This is a genomic window from Nonomuraea sp. NPDC051941, from assembly GCF_044593615.1.
Window position 1 is genome coordinate 737598 of the sequence record NZ_JBIUCF010000001.1, and the last position, 23319, is coordinate 760916.

21 protein-coding genes are annotated in these 23319 nt (G+C 71.2%); 7 read left to right on the top strand and 14 right to left on the bottom strand.

Annotation, left to right across the window (positions count from 1 at the left end; genetic code table 11):
- Positions 1 to 46 precede the first annotated feature (46 nt).
- The 3 genes from ACIHFD_RS03350 to ACIHFD_RS03360 are packed head-to-tail and all read left to right on the top strand — an operon-like array spanning position 47 to position 2765.
- Complete coding sequence (locus tag ACIHFD_RS03350; RefSeq protein WP_397365361.1) at positions 47 to 841, top strand: ATP-binding cassette domain-containing protein; 795 nt, start codon at positions 47 to 49, stop codon at positions 839 to 841.
- Positions 838 to 1785 carry an ABC transporter permease gene (locus ACIHFD_RS03355; protein ID WP_355194914.1) on the top strand — a complete coding sequence of 316 codons (948 nt, stop codon included), beginning with the start codon at positions 838 to 840 and terminating at the stop codon, positions 1783 to 1785. The genes ACIHFD_RS03350 and ACIHFD_RS03355 overlap by 4 nt, the downstream gene beginning before the upstream one ends.
- Before the next feature lie 14 nt (positions 1786 to 1799).
- Positions 1800 to 2765: an ABC transporter substrate-binding protein gene (locus tag ACIHFD_RS03360; RefSeq protein WP_397365362.1), complete on the top strand. Its 966-nt coding sequence runs from the start codon at positions 1800 to 1802 to the stop codon at positions 2763 to 2765.
- A gap of 337 nt (positions 2766 to 3102) precedes the next feature.
- On the opposite strand, the gene ACIHFD_RS03365 is transcribed toward ACIHFD_RS03360, so the two are convergent.
- From ACIHFD_RS03365 to ACIHFD_RS03385, 5 genes are all read right to left on the bottom strand, one after another.
- On the bottom strand, positions 3103 to 3369 hold the full coding sequence (locus ACIHFD_RS03365; RefSeq protein ID WP_397365363.1) for a hypothetical protein: 267 nt from the start codon (positions 3367 to 3369) through the stop codon (positions 3103 to 3105).
- A 69-nt stretch (positions 3370 to 3438) separates the two neighbouring features.
- Entirely contained in the window at positions 3439 to 4290 is an 852-nt protein-coding gene (locus ACIHFD_RS03370; RefSeq protein ID WP_363965403.1) for a helix-turn-helix transcriptional regulator, read from the bottom strand.
- 57 nt (positions 4291 to 4347) lie between these two features.
- Positions 4348 to 4608, bottom strand: coding sequence for a hypothetical protein (locus tag ACIHFD_RS03375; protein ID WP_364239165.1), 261 nt, complete (start codon positions 4606 to 4608; stop codon positions 4348 to 4350).
- An 80-nt stretch (positions 4609 to 4688) separates the two neighbouring features.
- The gene (locus ACIHFD_RS03380) at positions 4689 to 5702 is read right to left on the bottom strand and encodes a phosphotransferase family protein (protein ID WP_397365364.1); all 1014 of its coding nucleotides are present in this window, start codon (positions 5700 to 5702) and stop codon (positions 4689 to 4691) included.
- Between the two features lie 81 nt (positions 5703 to 5783).
- The gene (locus tag ACIHFD_RS03385) at positions 5784 to 6590 is read right to left on the bottom strand and encodes a GNAT family N-acetyltransferase (protein WP_397365365.1); all 807 of its coding nucleotides are present in this window, start codon (positions 6588 to 6590) and stop codon (positions 5784 to 5786) included.
- A gap of 27 nt (positions 6591 to 6617) precedes the next feature.
- Between ACIHFD_RS03385 and ACIHFD_RS03390 the strand changes: the two genes are divergently transcribed.
- Positions 6618 to 7490 carry an ROK family protein gene (locus tag ACIHFD_RS03390; protein ID WP_397365366.1) on the top strand — a complete coding sequence of 291 codons (873 nt, stop codon included), beginning with the start codon at positions 6618 to 6620 and terminating at the stop codon, positions 7488 to 7490.
- Here ACIHFD_RS03390 and ACIHFD_RS03395 read toward each other — a convergent pair.
- From ACIHFD_RS03395 to ACIHFD_RS03425, 7 genes are all read right to left on the bottom strand, one after another.
- Entirely contained in the window at positions 7479 to 9377 is a 1899-nt protein-coding gene (locus tag ACIHFD_RS03395) for an acyclic terpene utilization AtuA family protein (RefSeq protein WP_397365367.1), read from the bottom strand. The genes ACIHFD_RS03390 and ACIHFD_RS03395 overlap by 12 nt on opposite strands.
- On the bottom strand, positions 9374 to 10135 hold the full coding sequence (locus ACIHFD_RS03400) for an enoyl-CoA hydratase-related protein (protein WP_397365368.1): 762 nt from the start codon (positions 10133 to 10135) through the stop codon (positions 9374 to 9376). Before ACIHFD_RS03400 ends, ACIHFD_RS03395 begins: the two co-directional genes overlap by 4 nt.
- Entirely contained in the window at positions 10132 to 12006 is a 1875-nt protein-coding gene (locus ACIHFD_RS03405) for a biotin carboxylase N-terminal domain-containing protein (protein ID WP_397365369.1), read from the bottom strand. Before ACIHFD_RS03405 ends, ACIHFD_RS03400 begins: the two co-directional genes overlap by 4 nt.
- Entirely contained in the window at positions 12003 to 13535 is a 1533-nt protein-coding gene (locus tag ACIHFD_RS03410) for an acyl-CoA carboxylase subunit beta (RefSeq protein WP_397365472.1), read from the bottom strand. The genes ACIHFD_RS03405 and ACIHFD_RS03410 overlap by 4 nt, the downstream gene beginning before the upstream one ends.
- A 53-nt stretch (positions 13536 to 13588) precedes the next feature.
- Complete coding sequence (locus ACIHFD_RS03415) at positions 13589 to 14227, bottom strand: TetR/AcrR family transcriptional regulator (RefSeq protein WP_397365370.1); 639 nt, start codon at positions 14225 to 14227, stop codon at positions 13589 to 13591.
- Between the two features lie 175 nt (positions 14228 to 14402).
- Entirely contained in the window at positions 14403 to 16685 is a 2283-nt protein-coding gene (locus ACIHFD_RS03420) for a protein kinase (protein WP_397365371.1), read from the bottom strand.
- Positions 16686 to 16890: 205 nt separating this feature from the next.
- The gene (locus ACIHFD_RS03425) at positions 16891 to 18252 is read right to left on the bottom strand and encodes an FAD-linked oxidase C-terminal domain-containing protein (protein WP_350722232.1); all 1362 of its coding nucleotides are present in this window, start codon (positions 18250 to 18252) and stop codon (positions 16891 to 16893) included.
- A gap of 100 nt (positions 18253 to 18352) precedes the next feature.
- On the opposite strand from ACIHFD_RS03425, the gene ACIHFD_RS03430 reads away from it, so the two are divergent.
- Positions 18353 to 18922 carry a hypothetical protein gene (locus ACIHFD_RS03430; RefSeq protein ID WP_364239148.1) on the top strand — a complete coding sequence of 190 codons (570 nt, stop codon included), beginning with the start codon at positions 18353 to 18355 and terminating at the stop codon, positions 18920 to 18922.
- 1 nt (position 18923) lies between these two features.
- Here the strand turns inward: ACIHFD_RS03430 and ACIHFD_RS03435 are convergent, their stop codons facing one another.
- Together ACIHFD_RS03435 and ACIHFD_RS03440 are read right to left on the bottom strand one after the other, a co-directional pair.
- Positions 18924 to 20129 (bottom strand): aminotransferase class I/II-fold pyridoxal phosphate-dependent enzyme, encoded by a 1206-nt coding sequence (locus ACIHFD_RS03435; RefSeq protein ID WP_397365372.1) that lies wholly within the window; start codon positions 20127 to 20129, stop codon positions 18924 to 18926.
- A 95-nt stretch (positions 20130 to 20224) separates the two neighbouring features.
- The gene (locus tag ACIHFD_RS03440) at positions 20225 to 21052 is read right to left on the bottom strand and encodes a TIGR03619 family F420-dependent LLM class oxidoreductase (protein ID WP_397365373.1); all 828 of its coding nucleotides are present in this window, start codon (positions 21050 to 21052) and stop codon (positions 20225 to 20227) included.
- A gap of 269 nt (positions 21053 to 21321) precedes the next feature.
- On the opposite strand from ACIHFD_RS03440, the gene ctaD reads away from it, so the two are divergent.
- Positions 21322 to 23049, top strand: a complete 1728-nt coding sequence (ctaD, locus tag ACIHFD_RS03445; protein ID WP_397365374.1) for a cytochrome c oxidase subunit I — start codon at positions 21322 to 21324, stop codon at positions 23047 to 23049.
- 33 nt (positions 23050 to 23082) lie between these two features.
- Positions 23083 to 23316, top strand: a complete 234-nt coding sequence (locus ACIHFD_RS03450) for a hypothetical protein (protein ID WP_350722223.1) — start codon at positions 23083 to 23085, stop codon at positions 23314 to 23316.
- The last annotated feature ends 3 nt before the right edge of the window (positions 23317 to 23319 follow it).

Consider the following 23319-nt stretch of genomic DNA (forward strand, 5'->3'; position numbering starts at 1 on the left):
GCCGCGCGGCCTTGACAACGATGTCAATCGGCTTCTTGATGTTCTTATGGCCGTACCACTGATCGCCGCCCGCGGGATCATGAAGAGCTACGGCCACGTCGAGGCGCTGCGCGGCGCGGACTTCACCCTCCGGCCCGGCGAGGTGGTCGCGCTGATCGGCGACAACGGCGCGGGGAAGTCCACGCTCGCGAAGATCCTCTCGGGCGTCGAACGGCCGGACGCCGGGACGGTCGAGGTGGACGGCGAGCCGGTGGCGTTCGGCTCCGCCGAGGAGGCCAGGGGCGCCGGGATCGAGACCGTCTACCAGGACCTCGCGCTCTGCGCCGACCTCAGCCCCGCGGCCAACTTCTTCCTCGGCAGGGAACTGCTCAGGCCCGGCCTCCTCGGCCTGCTCGGCGTACTGGACAACGCCGCCATGCGCCGGGCCACGCGCGAGGCGTGCGAACGGCTCGGCGTGCGGCTCGCGTCCCAGACCGCGCCGGTCTCCGGCCTGTCCGGCGGGCAGCGGCAGGGCGTCGCGGTGGCCAGGGCGGTGACGTGGGCGCGGCGGGTGGTGTTCATGGACGAGCCCACGGCCGCGCTCGGGGTCGTGCAGACCCAGCGCGTGCTCGACCTCATCCGCGGGGTGCGCGACTCGGGCGTGTCCGTGGTGCTGATCAGCCACAACATGCAGGACGTGATGGCGGTGTCCGACCGGGTGGAGGTGCTGCGGCTCGGACGCCGGGTGGCCCGCTTCGAGACCGCGCGCGTCTCGATGGAGGAGCTGGTCGGGGCCATGACCGGAGCGATCGAAGCGCGGGATGGGGACGGCGAGGGGTCCGGGCGGGAGGGCGGCCTATGAAGGGGGTGCGGCTGGGGGAGCTGCAGGTCGTGTGGATCGGCCTGGTGCTGGTCGCGCTGCTGGCGGCGTTCTCGATCCTGGCGCCCACCACGTTCCCCACCTCGTTCAACCTGCTCAACCTCGTCAGCGACGCGGCCATCCTGCTGCTGCTCGCCACCGGCATGACGTACGTGATCATCACGGCGGGGATCGACCTGTCGGTGGGCGGGGTGCTGGTGTTCTCGGCCGTGGCGGCCGCCGAGGTCATGGACGCCACCGGCTCGCTCGCGCTCGGCACTCTGGCCGCCCTCGTGACGGGGCTGGCGTGGGGCGTGCTGAACGGTGTGCTGATCGCCCTGGGCCGCATCCCCGCGCTGATCGTGACGCTCGGGACGCTGGGCATGTCGCTCGGCGGGGCCCTGCTGCTCACCGGCGGGGTCGATCTGCGCGCCCCCACGGACCTGAACCTCGGTCTCGGGCTGGCGCGCTGGCTGGGCGTGCCGCTGATCGTGTGGATCTGCGCTGCCATCACGGCCGCGCTCGCGCTCATGCTCGCCTGGACCCGCTTCGGGCGGCACACGTACGCGATCGGGTCCAACGCCGAGGCCGCCCGGCGCGGCGGCGTGGCTGTGCGCCGGCACCTGATCAAGGTGTACGGCCTGGCGGGCCTGCTGGCCGGGCTGGCCGGGCACCTGTCGCTCGCCAAGTACGGCATCACCGGCGTGTCCGCCCACTCCACCGACAACCTGCAGGCCATCGCCGCCGTGGTGATCGGCGGCACCTCGTTGTTCGGCGGCGTGGGGACGGTGGCCGGGACGGTCATCGGGGTGTTCATCCCGGTCGTGCTGCAGAACGGCTTCCAGATCCTGGGCGTGCGGCCGTTCTGGCAGCAGGTGGTGGTGGGCGCCGTGCTCGTCGCCGCCGTCTACGTCGACCAGTGGAGGCGCAGGGCTCGGGACCAGTAGGAGGAGGCACCACGATGCGCAAGGCTGTGGCAGCTCTGGGAACGCTGCTGTTGACGATCGCCGCCTGCGGCGGGCAGGGCGGGCAGAGCGGAGGCGGCGGCCAGGTCAGGGTGACGCTCGTGCAGGGGCTGGCGGGCGAGGAGTTCTACGAGACCATGGCCTGCGGGGCGAAGGCCAAGGCCAAGGAGCTGGGCGTGGCGCTGGACGTCCAGGGGCCGCAGAAGTTCGACCCGACGTTGCAGACGCCGATCGTCAACTCGGTGGTGGCGAGCAAGCCGGACGCCATGATCATCGCGCCGACCGACGTCAAGGCCATGATCGCGCCGCTGACCCAGGCCAAGCAGCAGGGCATCAAGATCATCCTGGTGGACACGGTGGTCGAGGACCCGGGCATCGGCCTGTCCAGGATCAGCACCGACAACGTCAAGGGCGGGGCGGCGGCGGCCAAGGCGCTGGCGGAGCAGATCGGCGACAAGGGCAAGGCGCTGGTCATCTCCACGGACCCGGGCGTGAGCACCGTGGACGCCCGCATCAAGGGGTTCGAGGAGGAGATCAAGGCTTCGCATCCCGGGATCACGTACCTGGGCGTGCAGTACTCGCACAACGACGTCGGCGAGGCTTCCAAGATCGTCAACGCCGCTCTGGCCAAGGATCCCGACCTGACGGGGATCTTCGCCGCGAACCTCAACTCGGCCACCGGCGCCGGATCCGCCCTCCAGCAGGCGGGCAAGCTGGGTCAGGTCAAGATGGTGGGCTTCGACGCGGGGCCCGCGCAGGTGAAGCAGCTCAAGGACGGCGTCGTACAGGCGCTCATCGCCCAGTTGCCCGGGGACATCGGGGCCAAGGGGGTGGAGCAGGCGGTCGCGGCGGTCAAGGGGCAGCAGGTCACGCCGTCGATCCCGACGGACGCCACCATCGTCACCGCGCAGAACGTGGACCAGCCGGAGGTGCAGAAGATCCTCTACAAGGCCGGCTGCTGACCGGCCCGGACCGCCGCTTCGGCGCGCTCGCCGGCTCGGCGCGGTCCGCTGAGCCGCCGACCCGGTACTGCCGCCCGCGACCGCGTACCCGGGAGACGGGCGGGCGGCATCGGGCGGCGTCCAAAGGGGCGTTGCGACCTTCCTACCCGCCTTCGCCCGCCCGGTCGGCGCGAGAGGCGTCCTGAGGCGCTGGGGCGTGGGTGTGGGCGGTGTGCCCGTGGTGGGACTCCCTGCCGGAGGGCGCGTGCCGGGGCCAGTTGGTGGTGGCTGCGGGGCGCAGGGCCGAAAATCCGCGTCGGAGGCCGTAAGCCGTGTTTCGGGCCGAGCGCGGGAAGAGTCAGGCGGGGAGGGCGGCGAGGAGGAAGGCGAGGCGGGCGGCGGCGGACTCGACGTCTTCGGCGGTGCCCAGGCGGTAGCCCCACGAGGTGATGTACGCGCCCTCGTCCGAGCACGTCACCGTCTCCGCCAGCGTGGCCGAGAAGCGATTGCGGACCGACACGTAGGCCGGGTCGCTCGACAGGGCGAGGCTCTGGATGGTCAGGTCAGCGTGACGACCTGCGTGCCAGGCGAATCGCTCGAGGCAGAGCGCGGTATCAAGCATCATGCGTCACCTCCGCAACGTCTCGCGACAGAATTGCACGATCTTGGGTGGGGAGGCAAGCAATTGCTGCGGTTAATGTGATGTTTGTTTGCGGTAATCGTGAAGAATTCCGATGATGACCTCCCGCCCGGGTTCGTCGAACTCCGCCACCTTCGCATAGTCATCGAAGGCCCGGACGTAGAAGCCGATGTCATCGGGATCGCGAAGGATCAGGTCCTTCGTCATGGTTTCCACGCCGACCATGGCCTCGTTGTAGATCCAGAAGCCGTTGATCGGGCTCGACGGCAGCTCCGTGCTGAACGGGATCACGCCGAACTCGACGTTCGGCAGCGTGCTGACGGCGAGTAATCGGTCGAGCTGGCCGCGCATCACCTCGGGCGGGGCGAGGGAGGTACGCAGTGCCGCCTCCGTCACCACGAACCTGAACGTGCGCGTCCGGTCGTACAGGATCTCCTGGCGCTGCATCCGCACCCGCACCGCCGCGTCGATCTGGTCGGCCGCGCTGTAGAGGCGCTTGACCTTGCGGAAGACGTGCCTGGCGTATTCGGAGGTCTGCAGCAGGCCCACGATGATGCCAGGCTCGAACACGCGGAAGAGCTTCGTGCGCGCCTCCAGGTCGCGGATGTCCTCCTGGAGGGCGGCCAGGCCGCTGCGGTGGCGCTGCTTCCAGTCGTCGTGCCGTTCGAGCAGCGCGATGGCCTGCCTGATGAGCTCGTCGGTCGTGTCGGGCGAGGCGCGTACGGCCTGCGCCCACACGACCACGTCATCCTCCGTGGCGGTCTGCCGGGCGTTCTCCAGGCGGGAGACCTTGGACGGCTGCCAGCCCAGCCGCTGGGCCAGCTCCTTGCCCGACAGATGCGCGGCTTCGCGCAGCTGTCGTAACTGGCCGCCGAGGTCGATGCGCGCCTGCTGAAACGACGTCACGCCGCAAGAGGCTAGCCCTGCTTGCGTGGATCATGCCAGTGTCAATCGCAATTGTGATCAAGCGGTGGCCGAGGGTGTTCCTCCGCTGGTCGGGAAAGCGGTTGCCGGGCCGTCGGGGAGGACCCGGCGGGCGATTTCGGTGATGAGCTCGCGCGGAACCTCGACCGCGGTCTCGCCGTCGAGCACGTCACGGAGGTCCGCGAGCGCCTCCGCGTCGGTGACTTGCAGACCTTGCACGACGATGGTGCCGCGGTCGGTCTCGTACAGGGTGGGACAGGCGCCCGCCTCCGAGGTGGAGCCGAGGAACCGCATTCGCATGACGATCCTTCCCCGATAACAGGTGCAATTGCGCGCAATTGTACGACTCGGGGGTTAAGAAGTGATCGTTTTTCCGGAAATCAGCCGAGAACGCCGTCCATAAACTGATGTGCCCGTTCGAACAGTTGCAGGGTGGTTTCGTGTAGTACGTCCCCTATGTCCTTTGGTGCCTTTCCCGCGAACGCCCGCGCGTGCGAGCCCTCCAGGACGATGCCGAGCTTGAAGCAGGCCATCACCGCGTACCAGCCGACGGCCGACAGGTCGCGCTCCGACAGCGCCGCGTAGTACTCGATGAGCTCGCGCGGCTCCGGCAGCCCGGGGACGTGGCCGTTGTTACTGGGCCAGGTGGCCAGCAGCCAGCCGAGGTCGAGCAGCGGGTCGCCGATCGTGCTCATCTCCCAGTCCACGATCGCGGCCACGCGGGGGCCGTCGCAGGCGAACATCAGGTTCGCGAAGTGGTAGTCGCCGTGCATGATCCCCGGGGTGAACGTCCGGGGCAGGTTGCGCGCCAGCCAGTCGGCCGTCTCGGGCAGACCCGGAATGTCGGGGCCCGGATAGCCGTCCAGCTCGCCGTACGAGTCGAGCTCCTTGAGCCAGCGCGGCACCTGCCGCTCCAGGAACCCCTCCGGCCTGCCGAACCCCGGCAGCACCCCCGGATCGACCCGCCCCAGCTCGGCCAGCGCGGCCGCGGCCTCCAGCCCCATGCGGTGCCTGATCGCGGCGTCGGAGGCGTGCGGCTCCGGCAGGCCCGTCGAGGGGTTGAACCCGTCGACCGGCTCCATCAGGTAGAACACCGGCTCCCGCTCGGTCTGCGCGGCCACCAGCCTGGGCGCGGGCACGGGTGTGCCGCGCAGCGCCGCCAGCACCCGCGCCTCGCGGCGCAGCACCTCGTTGCTCCTGCTGCGGGCGTGCAGGGGAGGCCGACGCAGGATGTACGGGCGGCCGCCGCGCTCGAAGCGGACCATGACGTTCTGCGTGCCGCCCAGGACCGGCGCGACGCCCGTGATCGGGCCGCCGGGCAGGCCCTGGGCGTCCATCCACGTGCCGAGCGCGGCGAGGTCGATGGCGCTGACGTCGATGTGGGTGGAGGTCATGATCGCCCTTCGGCAGAATCATATTCTGGTCGCCCGACCCTACGAGAGCGCCGCACACCCGGTCAACCCGACGCCGTCCGGTCAGCCCAGCGCCTGCATGAACGGCAGGAACTGGCAGGCGCGCTCGCCCGGCAGGTCGCCGCCGTGCACCATCCTCGCGGTCCGCCACGGGGCGCCCATGCCGTGCGTGACCGCCCACGCGACCAGGCCGTCCATCGCCTCGTCCAGGTCCATGCGCACCTCGCCGCCCACGTCCAGCGCCAGGTCCGCGATCAGCGCCCGTGCGGTCTCCTCGTCCCGCGCCACGACCGGGCCGATCACGGTGTTGTCGTCGTTGCGCCAGCAGTGGCCGAAGCCGCCGTCCGCGATCCGTACCCGCTCGCCGAAGCCGAACATCCGCCGCAGCAGCGCCGACCTGTCCGTCCCGAACAGCTCCGCGTCCAGGTTCACGATCTCGTCCAGGTCGGCCTCCGTGGCCGGGCGGGTCCGGCCCGACGGCTCGCCGGCGAACACGCCCGTGTGCTTGACGACCCCGCCGACGGTCCGGAACCCCATCTGCTCGTACAGGGGGCGGCCGTTGTCGGTGGCGAAGAGGGAGACCGTACGGCTGCCGGCCCGCTCCATCACGTGCTCCATGAGCCGGCGGGCCAGCCCCTGCCTGGCGTACCTGGACGCGGTGAGGACCATGCTGATCACGGCGTGGTCGTCGCCGTAGCAGGTCAGGACGTTCGTGGCGGCCAGGCCGTCGCCGTCGGGGGCGTCGATGCCGTACACCTCGCCGACCTCGAGCAGGAGGCCCCACTTGTGGCGCTCGGGGAGCCAGTCGCGGTCCTTGGCCAGGCGGGTGCAGTCGTCAAGGTCCTCGTGGGTGAGGCGGCGGATGGCCATGGTTGCACCCTAGGGGACGATGGCACGATGGCACGATTGGATTACGTCGTCGCGGTCGATGTCGGCGGTACCACCTTCAAAGGCGGATTTGTCGCCCGCGACGGGACAATTCTGCATTTCGAGCGACGTGCGACGCCTCGCGGCGCCGACCAGGTGATCGCGGCCATCTCCGCCTTCGTCGCCGACCTCGCGCGGCCCCGCGCCGGGCGCCGCCCGCTCGCCGTGGGGCTGGCGGTGCCGGGGCTGGTCACGCCCACCCACGCCGTCTACTCCGCGGCCTTCGGGTGGCGGGACGTGCCCGTCTCGTCGTTCGCGGACGTGGACCTGCCGGTGGCGCTCGGGCACGACGTCCGCTCGGCAGGGGAGGCCGAACTGGCCTTCGGGACGGGCGGGGACGACGTCCTGTTCCTCCCCATCGGTACGGGTATCGCGGGCGCGGTCGTCCTGTCGGGCTCGCTGTACGGGGGAGCCGGCGGCTTCGCCGGGCAGATCGGTCACATCCCGGTCCGGCCCGACGGTCTGGCGTGCGGGTGCGGGCAGCGCGGGTGCCTGGCCGCGTACGCGTCGGGCGGGGCCATCGCGGCACGCTACGGATCGGGCACCTCCGCGGACGTGGTGCGCCTGGCCGCCGAGGGGGACGAGCGGGCGGCGGAGGTGTGGTCGTCGGCTGTGGACATGCTCGCCCTGGCGCTGGCCACGTACACCCTGGTGCTCGACCCGGCGCGCATCGTCATCGGGGGCGGGGTCTCGCTGGCGGGCGACGCGCTGCTGGTGCCGCTGCGGGAGCGGCTGGCGGGGCGGCTCGCCTTCCGGCGGGCACCGGAGGTGGTGGCGTCGTCCCTCGGCGTACGTGCCGGGCTCCTCGGGGCGGGGCTGCTGGGCTGGCGATCAATCGCGTAGGTGCGGAGGTATGTCCACCTCCTTCGCCCGCAGCTCCTCACCCAACGCCTTCGCCTGCGGGTCCATCCTGGGACTCGCGGCCACGCCCCTGCCGAGGAGGCCGTGGATGACGAAGTTGAGCGCCTTGATGTTGGGGAGCTCGTAGCGGTCGACGCGGTGCGGGGCGAGGGCCGGGAGGAGGCGTTGGAGGGTGTCGGGGGTGAGGTGGGCGGCCAGCCAGTCGTACCGTTCCTGGGTGTCGGCCCAGACGCCCAGGTTCGCGTTCCCGCCCTTGTCCCCGGACCGCGCCCCGGCAATCCACCCCAACGGCACCCGCACCTGAGCCCCGACCACCGACGCCTGCCCCGCGCCTGAGGGCCCGAGCCCCTGCCCGCCGCTCCCGGCCCTTTGCCCGTCGTTGGTGGCGCTCTCGGCCCCTTGGCCACCGTTCGTAGGCGCCGGGCCGCGTGGTGCCGCGTCCCGCCGACCCGGCGCTGAGAGGACGGCCGGTGCGGGGTGTGAGGTGGTGGCTTCGGCTGCGTCGCCTGCTGTGCCGGCCGTCTCCGCCGCGCCTGGAGGCAGGAGCCCCTGACCGCCGCTCCCGGCCGCGGGCCCGGCTCCTGGCGTGTCGGGGGCGGTGGGAAGGAGCTCGTTGCCGTTGAGGAAGATGCGGGGGTGGACGCCCGAGGCGGGGACGAGGACGGGCCAGTAGACCCCGTACGGTGTGGCGTTGCCCGGTGGGGTGAGGGCGTAGAAGCCCGGGTAGCTGGCGAGCCCCGTCTCCACCACGGCGGAGGAGAACGCGCGTCCCGCCCGGCGTTCGTCGGCGTCCATGACGGTGATCCGCAGCAGGCCCGAGTCCGTCAGCTCCACGTCCACCCGGTCGAACGAGTCCCGGGGGACGCGGGCCCAGAGGGTGTCCTGGGCGGCCCGGGCCTTGGCCGCCACGTCCAGGCCCGTCAGCACCAGGGTCATCGTGTTGCGGTAGCCCGCCAGGTAGTTGACGGCCACCTTGAGGGTGTCGGGTGGCGGCTCGCCTCGGACGCCCGAGATCAGGACGCGGTCGGGCCCGTCGTCCGTGAGCGTGATCGTGTCGAAGCGGGCCACCACGTCAGGCCCCAGGTAGCGCGGGCCCCCGAGCTCGTACACGAGCTGCGCCGTGACCGTGCCGACCGAGACCAGCCCGCCGGTGCCGGGGTGCTTGGTGATCACGGCGGAGCCGTCCGCGTTCAGCTCGGCGATGGGGAAGCCGCAGTGCGCCAGGTCCGGTACGTCCTGGAAGAACGCGTAGTTCCCGCCGGTCGCCTGGCAGCCGCACTCGATGACGTGTCCCGCCACCACCGAGCCCGCCAGCTGGTCCAGGTCGCCGGGCCCCCACCCGTACCGCCAGATGCCGGGGCCGGTCACCAGGGCGGCGTCCGTCACGCGGCCGGTCACCACCACGTCCGCGCCCGCCGCGAGGGCGGTGGCGATGGGGCGGCCGCCGAGATAGGCGTTCGCGGTCAGGGGGGTCGCGGTGAGGGGTTCGCCGGTGTCGGCGTTGGTCAGGTCCAGGGGGCGGCCGGTGAGGTCGTCGCCCGTGATGTGGGCGATCGTGGGGGAGAGGCCGAGGCGGGTGGCCAGGTCGTGTACGGCCTCCGCGCAGCCGGCCGGGTCCAGGCCGCCGGCGTTCGTCACGATTTTGATGGATTTATCGAGACAAGGGCCCAGGACGTCCTCCAGCTGCCGGAGGAACGTCGGCGCGTACCCGGGGCGGCCCTTGAGGCGGTTCCCGGCGAGGATGAGCATGGTCAGCTCGGCCAGCCAGTCGCCGGTGAGCACGTCGATCGGCCCGCCCTCGACCATCTCCCTGGCGGCCGAGAGGCGGTCGCCGTAGAAGCCGCTGCAGTTCGCGATCCGCAGCGTCATCGGGCGGCCCACCTGGGCGGCCGCTTCTCCCTGAACGCCGCGATGCCCTCCTGCCCCTCCTCCGAGGTGAAGCGCTCGGCCGACAGCTCGGTCATCCGCCGCAGCCCCTCCTCGAACGACAGCGCGGGCACCTCCCGCACCATCCGCTTCGCGATGGCCAGCGCCTCTGGGCCGCCCTTGACCAGCAGTTCGGCGTAGTGCGCGACCGTCGCGTCCAGTTCGTCCTCCGGGACGGCCCGCGAGAGCAGCCCGATCTCCGCCGCCCGGGCCGCGTCGAACACCTCGCCGGTCAGGAAGTACTCGGCCGCCGCCCGGGGCTCGACCCGGCGCAGCACCGGCACCGAGATCATGGCGGGCACGACGCCGAGCCGTACCTCGGAGAAGGCGAAGGACGCCGTCAGCGGCGCGATCGCGAAGTCGCACGCCGCCACCAGGCCCAGGCCGCCCGCCCGCGCCGTGCCGTTCAGCCGGCAGATGACCGGCTTCGGGCTCTCCCAGATCAGCGTGAGTACGTCGGGGAACGACGCCGTCACCGCCGCGCCCGAGGCCTTCTGCTCCTTGAGGTCGGCGCCCGAGCAGAACACGTTCCCGGTGCCGGTCAGCACGATCACCCTGGCCTCCGGCTCGGCCAGCGCCCAGTGGAGCCGGTCGGACAGGTCGGCGAGGAGCCGTACGGACAGGGCGTTGCGGTTGGGCGGCGAGTCCAGCGTGACGGTCGCGACGCCCGCCGCCAGGTCCTTGTGCACCAGGCTCGTCATGCAGTCTCCTCCTGGATGATCGCCAGCACCGCGCCCGCTTCGACCTGCCGGCCCTTTTCGACGTGTACGTCCGACACCACGCCGTCGGACGGCGCCGCGATCCGATGCTCCATCTTCATCGCCTCGAGCACCAGCACCGGCTGCCCCTTCGTCACCCGGTCGCCGGGCTCCACCTCGATCCGGAGCACGCTGCCCGGCATGGGGGCCAGCAGGGAGCCGGGCGCGACGTGCTCGACCGGCTCGGGGAGGCGGGGAAGCGGGGTCAGCTCGGCGCACCCGCCGACGTGGTCGACGTAGACCTTGCCGTCCTCGTCGTAGCGGGCCACCTCGAAGGTGTGCCGGACGCCGTCGCGTTCCAGGATCACCTCGTACGGCTCCGCGCTGATCACGGTGACGCCCTGGGGGAGCGGGTCGTAGACCACCTCGGCCTCCTCGAAGCGGGCCCGGCGGGGCTGGGAGCGCACGTTGCGCCAGCCGCTCGGGAGGCCCGCCAGCACCGTCGCCCGGCGGCGGTTCTCGGCGGCCATGGCGAGCGCGGCGGCCAGCACCGGCAGCTCGCCGGGTCCGTCCGGGGAGCTGCCGTCGAGAGGGCCGTCGGGGGCGAGGAAGCCGGTGTGGGTGTCACCCGCCCCGAAGGCATGATTTGTCAGGATTTTTACCAGCAAATCGCGGTTTGTCACGACCCCGTGGAGCTTCGCCCGCCGGAGCGCCGTGACCAGCTTCCGCACCGCCTCCGCTCGTACCCGCCCGTACCCGATCACCTTCGCCAGCATCGGGTCGTAGTACGGCGAGATCACCGACCCGGACTCCACCCCCGAATCCACCCGCACCTCCCCGGAGACCTCGAACCGCCGCAACACCCCGCTCTGCGGCAGATAATCCCCGTCCTCCGCATAAAGCCGCACCTCCACGGCATGCCCGGCAGGCTCGGGCGGCGTCGCGGGCAGGGCGGCCCCCTCGGCCACCTCGAGCTGCAGCCGCACCAGATCGACCCCGTAGACCAGCTCGGTGACCGGATGCTCGACCTGGAGCCGGGTGTTCATCTCCAGGAACGCCACCCGATCCCCCTTGACCAGGAACTCCACGGTCCCGGCCCCGACATAGCCGATCTTCCGCGCGGCCCTGACCGCCGCCTCGCACAGCCGCTCCCGCAGCTCGGCCGAGATCCCCGGTGACGGGCACTCCTCGACGACCTTCTGGTGCCGCCGCTGCACGCTGCACTCGCGCTCGCCCAGCGTCCACACCGTGCCGTGCCGGTCGGCCAGCACCTGCACCTCGACGTGCCGGGCGTTCTCCAGCAGCGGCTCCACGAACACGGTCCCGTCGCCGAACGCCGCCGTCGACTCCCGCCGCGCCGACTCGACCTCCCGCGCCAGCTCCCCGGCCTCGCGGACGATCCGCATGCCGCGCCCGCCCCCACCGGCCGACGCCTTGACCAGGACCGGGAACTCCCCGGGGGCCTCCGGGTCGAGCGAGGGGAGCACGGGCACGCCCGCCTCCGCCATCAGCCGCTTCGCCTCGACCTTGGACCCCATGGCCGCGATGGCCTCGGGCGGCGGCCCGGCCCACACCAGCCCGGCGTCCAGCACGGCCCGCGCGAACTCCGCGTTCTCGGACAGGAAGCCGTATCCGGGATGTACGGCGTCCGCACCGGAGGCGCGGCAGGCGTCCAGGATGCGGCCGATGTTCAGGTACGTGTCGGACGGGCGGGCGCCCGGCAGCCGTACGGCCAGGTCGGCCTCGGCCACGTGCGGCGCGTCCGCGTCGGGGTCGGAGAAGACGGCGACCGTTGAGATGCCGAGCGATCCGCAGGTGCGGAAGACGCGGCGGGCGATCTCGCCCCGGTTCGCGACGAGCAGGCGGGTGATCATGGCCGGAACACCCCGAATCCCGCCGGTTCGGGCACCGGCGCATTGTTGACGGCCGACAGGCACAGGCCCAGGACGGTACGGGTGTCGCGCGGGTCGATGACCCCGTCGTCGTACAGGCGGCCCGACAGGAAGAACGGCAGCGACTCCGCCTCGATCTGGGCCTCCACCATCGCGCGCATCGCCGCGTCGGCCTCCTCGTCGTACACCTGCCTCCTGGCCTGCGCGGACGCACGGCCCACGATGGACAGCACCCCGGCGAGCTGCGCCGGGCCCATCACCGCCGACTTGGCGCTCGGCCAGCTGAACAGGAAGCGGGGCTCGTACGCGCGCCCGCACATGCCGTAGTTGCCCGCCCCGTACGAGGCGCCCATGACGACGGTGAGATGGGGGACGGTCGAGTTGGACACCGCGTTGATCATCATGGCGCCGTGCTTGATGATGCCGCCCTGCTCGTAGTCCTTGCCGACCATGTAACCGGTCGTGTTCTGGAGGAACAGGAGCGGAGTGCGCGACTGGTTCGCGAGCTGGATGAACTGGGTGGCCTTCTGTGACTCCTCGCTGAACAGCACGCCGCGCGCGTTCGCCAGCACGCCCACCGGGTAGCCGTGGACGCGCGCCCAGCCGGTCACGAGGGAGGCGCCGTACAGCGGTTTGAACTCCTCGAACTCGCTCCCGTCCACCACGCGCGCGATCACCTCGCGGGGGTCGAACGGCACCTTCAGGTCCTCGGGGACGATCCCCAGCAGCTCCTCGGACGGATATCCGGGCTCCCGCGCCGCCTGCGGGCTCATGCCCTGCTTGCGCCAGTTGAGGGAACGGACGATCCGCCGCCCGATCCGCAGCGCGTCGTGCTCGTCCTGGGCCAGGTGGTCGGCGAGGCCGCTGGTCCTGGCGTGCATCTCGGCCCCGCCCAGGGACTCGTCGTCCGACTCCTCCCCGGTGGCCATCTTCACGAGGGGCGGGCCACCCAGGAACACTTTCGCTCGTTCCCGCACCATCACCACGTAGTCGCTCATGCCGGGCACGTACGCGCCGCCTGCCGTGGAGTTCCCGAACACCAGCGCGATGGTCGGAACGCCCGCCGCCGACAACCGGGTCAGGTCACGAAATATCTGGCCACCCGGGATGAAGATCTCCTTCTGCGTCGGCAGGTCCGCGCCGCCGCTCTCGACCAGGTTCACGTACGGGAGCCTGTTGCGCAGCGCGATGTCGGCCGCCCGGAGGGACTTCTTCAGCGTCCACGGGTTCGACGCGCCGCCGCGGACCGTGGGGTCGTTCGCGGTGATCACGCACTCGACGCCCTCGATCACCCCGATCCCCGACACCATTCCGGCCCCGACCGGGAACTCGCTGCCCCAGGCGGCCAGCGGCGACAGCTCCAGGAAGGGCGAGTCCGGGTCGATCAGCAGCTCGATCCGCTCCCTGGCCAGGAGCTTGCCGCGCCTGCGGTGCCGTTCGACGTACTTCTCGCCGCCCCCGGCCACCGCCTTGGCGTGCTCGGCGTCGAGCTCGCCCAGCTTGGCGAGCATGGCCTCGCGGCGCCCGCGATAGTCGTCGCCCTCGGTGTCGAGCCTGCTCCTGATCACGCGCCTTCCTCCCGCAAACCTGACGTTCCCGTCAACCCGATGGCCCTGGCCCACAACCGCGTCAGGTGATCGACCGCCACCTGCTCGTCGGCCCGCTCCCCGAGATCCAGCCACACGTGGGCGAAGTGCTCCACCATCCCGCCCAGCATGACGGCGGTCAGCCGCGGATCCAGCTCCGGATCGGCCAGCCCCAGCTCCTGCAGCCGCTTCAGCCCCTCCGCGCCCCGCCGCACGAACACCTCCCGCAGCTCGAGCAGCAACCGCCCGAACCTCTCCTCGGACGTGGCCGCCTGCTCCACCATCCGCACCAGCCGCGAGTTCGCCGCCCAGGCCCGCAGGTAGAGCCGGTTGGCCGCCTCGATCCGGGCGTACGGGTCGTCCGGGTCCGCCGCCGCGCCGACCGCGCTGGCCGCGAACATCTCCCCGACCACGGCCGCCGCGACCTCGCCGAACAGCGCTTCCTTGGAGTCGAAGTAGGTGTAGAACGTGCCATGGGACACCCTGGCCCGCCCGCAGACGTCGTCGATCCGCACGGCGTCGTACCCGTGCTCCTCGAACGCCTCCCGCCCAGCCTGCAGGAGCGCGGCCCGCGTCCGCCTGCCCCTGGACGTCGGCACCGAAGACCTGACGATCACGTCAACTACGCTAACGCAGCGGCGAGCTCCAGTCATCAGGTTCCGGGCCGTGGCGGGCGGGACCGGGTGATCTCCGGGACATGGAGGTGGTGCGCGTCCGCGAGCGCCAACACATGAGCCGGTGCCCTAGGAGTGGGCACCGGCTCATGGATTCACGTGTCGTACTGGGAGATCGTCAGGTGCAGTGGCTCCAGCCGGACTTCCACACCTGGCCGCCCCACGAGCCGCCCCAGATCACGCACTTCTGCTTCGCCGGCAGCCGGACGGGGCCGGCGTAGGCGGAGAAGCTGCCGGGGTTGCTGCCGCTGGAGCCGCCCTTCACCTGGAGGATCGCGTTCATCTGCACCTTTTGCGAGAACACCAGGCGCGCCATCGTGACCACGCAGTTCTTGCCCGCGCCGGTGTTGTACAGAAGGTAGACGGTGGCGTTGCCGCCGGCGATGGAACGGGAGTCGACGACCTTGTAGCCGGCGCCGCACACGCTCGTCGCCTGGTACGGGTTCGGCTTGCCCGGAGTGGTCGTCTTGGACGGCTTGCCCGAAGGGCTAAGAGTCGTCGGCGGGTCGGAGGACGGCTCGCCGTTCGAGTCGCTCTGCGTCGGCTCCACCTCGGGGTCGACCATGTCGGACGACTTCTTCTTCGTCTTGGTCTCGGACGGCTTGGGCGTGGGCTGCGGCCGTTTGGTGGTGGTCTGGGGCTGGGGTGCCTGGGTGACCGGGTTCGGGACCTCGGCGATGGGTTCCGGCCGCTTGGTGTGCTTGGCCTTCTTGCTCTCCGTCGGATCGATGCTCAGGGTGGGCACCGACACCGAGGTGTCCGTGGGCAGCGGCACCGGGGTCTGGTCGCCGGGTGGCGGGTCGACGGGCTGGCCGCCGCCGGAGCCGTCGCCGCTGGTCTTGTTGGAGGAGTTGCCGACGGCCACCACCGGGACTTCCTTGGTGTTGGCCTGCACCACCACGGCGCCGACGACCACGAGGAGGGCGGCGGCCGCGGCTCCGGACAGGGCGAGCGTCAGCGTGCGGCGCTGCTTCGCGGGCGCGCTGTCACCGGGGCCCGACGGGCCGCCGGGACGGGTGGGACCGCCCTGCGTTCCGGGCCTGCCCGGTCCGCCTGGCGTTCCCCCCTGGAAGGGCGACTGGCCCTGAGGCGTGCCGGGGCCGTGCGACGGCATCCCGGACGCGACAGCACCGTGCTGCGCGGCCGCACCGTGCTGCGGTGGCATTCCGGGTGCGCCCGCACCCTGCGGGCCGCCCTGAGGCGCTTGAGGGCCGCTCTGAGGCGTCTGCGGGCCGTTGCCGGGCATTCCGGGGTGGGAGCCGACCGGCCCGGCGGGCATACCCGGCTGGGAGCCGGCGGGTATCCCGGGCTGAGGCGCACCGGGGGTCCCCGGGCCACCGGGCGTTCCCGGCTGTGGGCCGCCCTGGGGCTGGTTGCCCGGCATGGGGGCGGCGGCCGCGGCGGGGCGGCCGTACGAGCCCGTCTGCGGGACGGGCGGGACGGGGCCGGTGGGCTGGGTCCAGGGACCCGGGTAGACGTCCTGGCCCTTCGCCGCAGGGGCGCCACCCTCCACGCCCGCACCGGCGGCCGCGGCGGCGGCGCCGCCGATCAGCTGCTGGCCCGTCACCGGCTCGATGGCGGACTTCGGGGCCGGCTGGCCGGTGAGGCGGACGATGAGCTCGTCCGCGCTGGGCCGCTGCGCGGGGTCCTTGGAGAGGCAGAGGCCGACGAGCTCCCCGAGCATGCCCTCCATCCGCCCGAGCTCCGGCTCCTCGTTGAGGATCCGGTTCATCACCACGGGAATGGAGTCGGCGCCGAAGGCGGGCTTGCCCGTCGCCGCGAACACCATCGTGACGCCCCAGGCGAACACGTCGGCCGCCTCCGACACCGCGGCCCCGCTGAGCTGCTCGGGCGCCAGGTACGAGGGCGTGCCCATGGCCATCCCCGTGGCCGTCGCGCCGGGCGAGTCCAGGGCGCGGGCGATGCCGAAGTCGATCACGACGGGACCCTCGGGCCCCATCAGGACGTTGGCGGGCTTGAAGTCGCGGTGCAGGATGCCGGCGCGGTGGATGGCCGCGAGCGCCGTGGCCGTGCTGATCGCGAGCCGTTCGAGCGCCGCACCCCGCCGCGGCCCCTCGTTGATGACCATCTCACGCAGCGACGGCCCCGGGACGTACTCGCTCACGATGTACGGACGGCTGCCATCCAGGTCGGCGTGGAGCACTGGAGCGGTGCAGAACCTGGCCACCCGCTGTGCCACCGCCACCTCGCGCAGGAACCTCGTCCTGGCGTCGGCGTCGGCCACCAGGGCGTTGTGCAGCAGCTTGACCGCTACCTGCTCCCCGGAATCACTCTTACCCAGATAGACAACACCCTGGCCGCCCTCGCCGAGCCGGGCGACGATTTCATACGCCCCCAGCCGCCGCGGGTCGTCCGCCGCCAACGGCTGGAACTGATTCACGTCGGACCCCCATTACAACCCATTAGATGGGGCAAAACGCTACCAGCGTGATGGTTGGGACGTCTGCCGGACCTGTCAGAAGTTTCATGTTTTGACGAAGAAAGTCAGGCCGCTGTCAGCCCTTCGTCGCAGGTCGGACGGGCTTCCGGCCCCAATGTCACGGCTTGGTCAAGGTGCCCACAGTCCGAGATTCTCCAGGCCAGAGCTAGATCGCCTTGCCCGGGTTGAGGATCCCCAGGGGGTCGAAGACCGCCTTGATGCCCTGCTGGACCTCGGTGACCACCGGCCCCGACTCCAGGTCGAGCCAGCGCCGCTTCAGCAGGCCCACCCCGTGCTCCCCGGTCAGCGTGCCCCCGAGCTCCAGCGCGCGCGTGAACACCTCGTCCGCCGCCGCCCACACCTCCGCCGGCGGCTCCGGCATGCCGCGGTCGAAGATGAAGACCGGGTGCAGGTTCCCGTCCCCGGCGTGCGCGACCGTGAGGATCTTCACCCCGTGCCGCGCGGACGTCTCCTCGATGGCGGTGATCATGTCGGGCAGCAGGGACCGGGGCACGCACACGTCCTCCACCAGGCACGCCCCGAGCCGCTCCTTGGCCTGGTAGTCCAGCCGGCGCAGCTTGATCAGCTCCTCGGCCTCCTGCGGGCTGGAGGACACGGCCACGAACGAGGCGCCGTTCTCCAGGCACAGCCGCTCCATGCGCTCGACCATGGCCTGGCTGTCGGTGGCGTCGGACTGGCCGATCAGCGTGGCCTGCGTGTCCGGTTCGAGCCCGATGTTGAGCCAGTCGTCGAGGGCCTCCAGCGAGGCGCGGTCGATCAGCTCCATGAGGGACGGCTGGCAGCCCGCCGCCATGATCGCCGACACCGCCGCGCCCGCGTCCCGGAGCGAGCCGAACTCCGCCGCGAACGTGGCCGGCGGCGCCGTGGGCGCCCGCTTGAGCCGGACCGTGGCCGCGGTGATGACGCCGAGCGTGCCCTCGGAGCCGACGAACAGGCCGGTCAGGTCGTAGCCCGTGACGCCCTTCATCGTGCGCCGGCCGGTGCCGATCACGCGGCCGTCGGCCAGCACCACCTCGAGCCCGAGCGCCGAGTCCCTGGTCACGCCGTACTTCACGCACCGCAGCCCGCCCGCGTTCGTGGCCAGGTTGCCGCCGATCGTGGAGATCTCGTACGACGAGGGGTCCGGCGCGTACATGAGCCCGTGCTCCCTGGCGGCCCTGTCCAGGTCGGCGGTGATGACGCCGGGCTCGACGACGGCGATCTCGTCGGCGGGGGAGAGCTCCCTGATCGCGTTCATCCTGGCCAGCGAGAGCACGATCGAGCCGTCACCGGCGACGGCGGCCCCCGCCAGGCCCGAGCCGCCGCCCCGCGGCACCACGGGCACCCGGTGCTCGGTGGCCCACCTCAACGTCGTGACCACGTCGTCACGCGAGGCGGCCAGCACCACGCCGAGCGGCTTGCCCGGAGCCACGAACGTCCGGTCGCGGGCGTAGGAGTCGATCACATCCGGGTCGGTCAGGACGCGACCTTCGGGCAGAGAGCTCACCAACGCATCAATCGGCTTCACACCATGCACTTTAGGTGGAAACCACTCGGCCGGAGGGTCCGGCCGGACACGCTCCGCCTCCCGGTTTGCGCAGGTCGTTACTTAAGGCCAAACTGCCCAGGTGGAAGTCAGGTGCCCGGTGTGTTCGGAGACCGACCAGGTCGCCGCGGTCCCCGGAGCGGTGGCCTCCGGGACCACGTACAAGATCGGCAGAGTGCGGCTGCCCGGCGTGCGCGAGGTCGCCGACCTGCCCACGGCGGCGGCGCTGGGCGCCTCGAAACACGTCATGAGCCGTACGCAGCTCGCGGTCTGGCTGTCGTTCCCCAGCCGCCACTACACCCCGTGGGCCAGGAACCAGGGCTATCTCCTGCTCCTCGTGGCGGCCCTGGTGCACCTGGTCGTGTCGCTGGTCATCGCCATGGGCCAGGACCCCAAGTGGGGCGAGGTGCTGCTCGCCCCGTTCTGCCTGACCGGCCTGTTCTGGGGGCTCGGGCTGCTGAACGTGCTCGGCTCGTACGGCGCCAGGAAGCGCGACACCATCGAGGCCCCGGCCAGGGAGAAGGCCCTGGCCGTGTGGGAGGGCCTCTATTACTGCGCGCGCGACAACGTCGTGTTCGAGCCGGGGGTCGGCGTCTCGTTCCATCCGAGCGAGACGCGCGAGTACATCTTCGGCTTCAGGAACGGCCGCTAGCTCAGCCCAGCTCCTCCGCCACCGCGCGGGCGCAGACGGCCAGGCCCTCGATGGCCTGCTCCAGCTCGTCCAGCCCGGGGAAGGTCGGGGCGATCCGGATCGTGCGGTCGGCGGCGTCCTTGCCGTACGGGTGCGTCGCGCCCGCGGGCGTCAGCGCGATGCCCGCGGCCTTGGCCCTGGCCACCACCTCGGCGGCGTGCGGCACCTCCAGGCTGACGAAGTAGCCGCCCGCGGGGCTCGTCCAGGTGCCGAGGTCGCCCAGCCGCTCGGTCAGCACCTTGTCGACCAGCTCGAACTTCGGCCCGATCAGCTCCGCGTGCCGCCGCATGTGCGCGGCCACGCCCGCCGGGTCGCCCAGGAACTCGACGTGCCGGAGCTGGTTGAGCTTGTCGGGGCCGATGGACTGCTTGCCCGTGTTGTGCAGGAACCACTCGACGTTCGCGGGCGAGGAGCCGAAGAAGGACACGCCGGAGCCCGCCAGCGTCACCTTGGAGGTGGAGGCGTAGACGAACACGCGGTCGGCGTTGCCGTGCTCGGCGGCCAGAGCCAGCAGGTCGGCCAGCTCGTCCGGGGTGTCGGTGAGGTGGTGCACCGCGTACGCGTTGTCCCAGAAGATCCGGAAGTCGGGAGCGGCGGCCGGCATGGCGGCCAGCCTGCGGACGGTCTCGTCGCTGTAGGTGACGCCGGACGGGTTGCTGTACTTCGGCACGCACCAGATGCCCTTGACGCTCGCGTCGGCGGCCGCCAGGCGCTCGACCACGTCCATGTCGGGGCCCTCGGCGTTCATCGGGACGGGCACCATCTTGATCCCGAACCGCTCGGTGATCGTGAAGTGCCGGTCGTATCCGGGGACCGGGCACAGGAACGTGACCTCCGGCTCCTCCACCCACCGCCGCGCGGCGCCCGGCACCTTGGTCAGCAGCGCGTGCACGATCGTGTCGTGCATCAGGGCCAGGCTGGAGTTGCCGCCGACGACGAGCTGGCCGGCGGGCACCTGGACCAGCGGCGCGAACAGCTCGCGCAGCTCGGTCAGGCCCTGCAGGTTGCCGTAGTTGCGGCCGTCGGTGCCGTCGGCCGCCCGGTAGGACGTGGGCAGCTTGAGCAGGTCGTTGGAGAGATCGAGCTGGCGCGGCGACGGCTTGCCCCTGGTGAGGTCGAGCGAGAGCCCTCGCTGGACGAGGGCGGCGTAGTCAGCCTGAGCAGTCACGGGATCTTCTCCTCCGAAGTCGGGTCCGGCTACGAAGGATAGAAGACCTCACCCGGTGAGCCCGCGGATATCCGCAATGTGGGACATGTGGCGCGTCAGGCGAGGAGGCGGCCGGGGGCGTTGCGGCGCAGGAAGTCCTCCACCTCCGCCAGGGACAGCCCGGGCCGGTGGGCCAGGATGAGCCGGTCCACCCCCGCGGCCGCGTAGGCGCGCACGGTCCCGGGGTCGAGGGGGCGGGCCGGGGTGACGGAGATGTGCGGGGTCGTGCCCGCCGCCGCGGCCTCGGCGCGTACGGACTCGATCTGGGCCGCCGCCGCCCGCAGGCCCAGCATCCAGCCGTACCAGCCGTCGGCCAGCTCGGCGGCCCGCCGGTGCGCGGCGCGCGTGTGGCCGCCCATGACGACCGGCACGCGTCCGAGCGGGCGTGGGTGGGCGTCGACGCCCTCGAACGAGACGTACCGGCCGTGGAAGGCGGGCTCGTCCTGCTCCCACAGCGCGCGCATCGCCCGCAGGTACTCGGCCGTCCGCTCGCCGCGGCCCTCCAGGGGCACGCCGAGCGCGCGCAACTCCGGCTCCAGGTAGCCGGCCACGGCCCCGAACACCAGCCGTCCGCCGCTGAGCACGTCCACGCTCGCCATCTGCTTGGCCAGCACCAGCGGGTCGCGCTGGGGCAGCACCACGCAGCCGGTGGCCAGCAGGATCCGCTCGGTGTGCGCGGCCAGGAACGCCAGCGAGACCACGGCGTCCAGCAGCGGCGCGCCGGGTTCGAGCGGCGAGGGATCGACCCGGGGGCTGGGCAGGACCACGTGGTCGGCCGTCCACAGCGAGTCGTAGCCCAGCTCCTCCGCCAGCGCGGCGATCCTGGCGGCGCCGCGCCGGTCGGCGCCGGCGTAGCCGTTGGGCAGGTGAAATCCGAGCGTCATGGGCACGCCTGGAAACGCTAGGCCGGATTCAACCGATCCACCAGCGACGATCACGCATGGGTCGCATGCCGCGCCCGCATGTCAAACCTTCCGGTGCGAATGTCAAAGAACGTCTTCCCGAGCGGCGCTGCTTGGCGTGGAATGGGTAGATCGGGGCAGGCCATGGTGGGCCGCATCCGGCGGTCCGCCGCAGGTAGCCGAATCGCGCCTGAGGTGGGCGGCGTCCAGCGGTCCGTCGCAGGTAGCACTCCGCACTGGAGGGAGCAGCCGTGACGACTGTTCGCGAGACCTCGATCGAGCGGGTCAGGCGCCGCCGCACCGGGACCGTCCTCGCCTCCTGGCTGTCGACGACCGACCACAAGGTCATCGGGTATCTCTACCTGATCACCTCGTTCGGGTTCTTCCTGGTGGCCGGCCTCATGGCCATGGTCATCAGGGCCGAGCTCGTCTCCCCCGGCATGCAGCTGGTCAACCAGCAGCAGTACAACCAGCTGTTCACCATCCACGGCACGGTGATGCTGCTGCTGTTCGCCACCCCGCTGTTCGCGGGGTTCGCGAACGTGGTCATGCCGCTGCAGGTCGGCGCGCCCGACGTGGCCTTCCCCCGGCTGAACGCGGTCGCGTACTGGATGTTCCTGTTCGGCGGGCTGATGGTGGTGGCCGGGTTCTTCACCCCGGGCGGGGCGGCGGACTTCGGCTGGTTCGCCTACACGCCGCTGTCGACGGCGCTGTACTCGCCGCAGATCGGCGGCGATCTGTGGATCATGGGCCTGGCGCTGTCGGGTCTCGGTACGATCCTCGGCTCGGTCAACTTCATCACCACGATCATCGGCATGCGGGCGCCCGGCATGACCATGTTCCGGGTGCCGCTGTTCACCTGGACCGTGCTGCTGACCAGCATGATGGTGCTGATGGCGTTCCCCGTGCTGGCCGCGGCGCTGCTGGTGCTGGAGTCGGACCGCAAGCTGGGCACGCAGGTCTTCCACAGCGAGAACGGCGGCGCGCTGCTCTGGCAGCATCTGTTCTGGTTCTTCGGCCACCCCGAGGTCTACATCATCGCGCTGCCGTTCTTCGGGATCATCTCCGAGGTGATCCCGGTCTTCAGCCGCAAGCCGCTGTTCGGCTACCTGGGGCTCGTCGGCGCGACGATCACCATCGCCGGGCTGTCGATGACCGTGTGGGCCCACCACATGTTCCCGACCGGCCAGGTGCTGCTGCCGTTCTTCTCGCTCATGACGTTCCTCATCGCGGTGCCGACCGGGGTGAAGTTCTTCAACTGGATCGGCACGATGTGGCGGGGCCATCTGAGCTTCGAGACGCCGATGCTCTTCGCCGTCGGGTTCCTGGTGACGTTCCTGCTCGGCGGGCTCACCGGGGTCATCCTGGCCTCGCCGCCGCTCGACTTCCACATCAGCGACACGTACTTCGTGGTCGCGCACTTCCATTACGTCGTCTTCGGCACGGTCGTGTTCGCGATGTTCTCCGGCTTCTACTTCTGGTGGCCGAAGATGACCGGCCGGATGCTCGACGACCGCCTGGGCAAGGTGCACTTCTGGACGCTGTTCATCGGCTTCCACACCACGTTCCTGGTGCAGCACTGGCTCGGCATGCTCGGCATGCCCAGGCGCTACGCCGACTACAGCCCGGGCGACGGCTTCACCGCGCTCAACGAGTTCTCCTCCGCCGGGGCGTTCCTGCTCGGAGCCTCGACGCTGCCGTTCCTCTACAACGTCTGGAAGACGGCCAGGCACGCGCCCAAGGTCACCCTCGACGACCCGTGGGGCTACTGCGGCTCCCTCGAATGGGCCACCAGTTGCCCGCCGCCACGCCACAACTTCGTCAGCATGCCCCCGATCCGCTCCGAACGGCCCGCCTTCGACCTGCACTACCCCCGCGAGCAGGCGGAGCAGCCCTCAGTGGTCGACCACGGGGTCGAGCACGGGGTCGAGCACGACGAAGCCTCCGAGGCCGAGCCTCGCCCGGAGAATCCCGACTGATCATGAAATTTCGCCTATCTAGGGAGATCGGCGATGTCAGGCACGCGAATCCCCTTCACCCCCGAGACCGCCCCCTGCGGGAAGAAGTCCGGCGGTGAGCGCCTCGTCGACGACGACGGCTACGGCCTGGTGATCCGTGACCAGTTCTTCGACTGCGGCTGCCGCCGGATCCGGCACGAGTACCACGACGGCAGCATCCACCTGTCCGCCATCCGGCACGACGGCAAACGGGTGAAGGACCCGATACAACCCGACCACGGGAAGTGACGT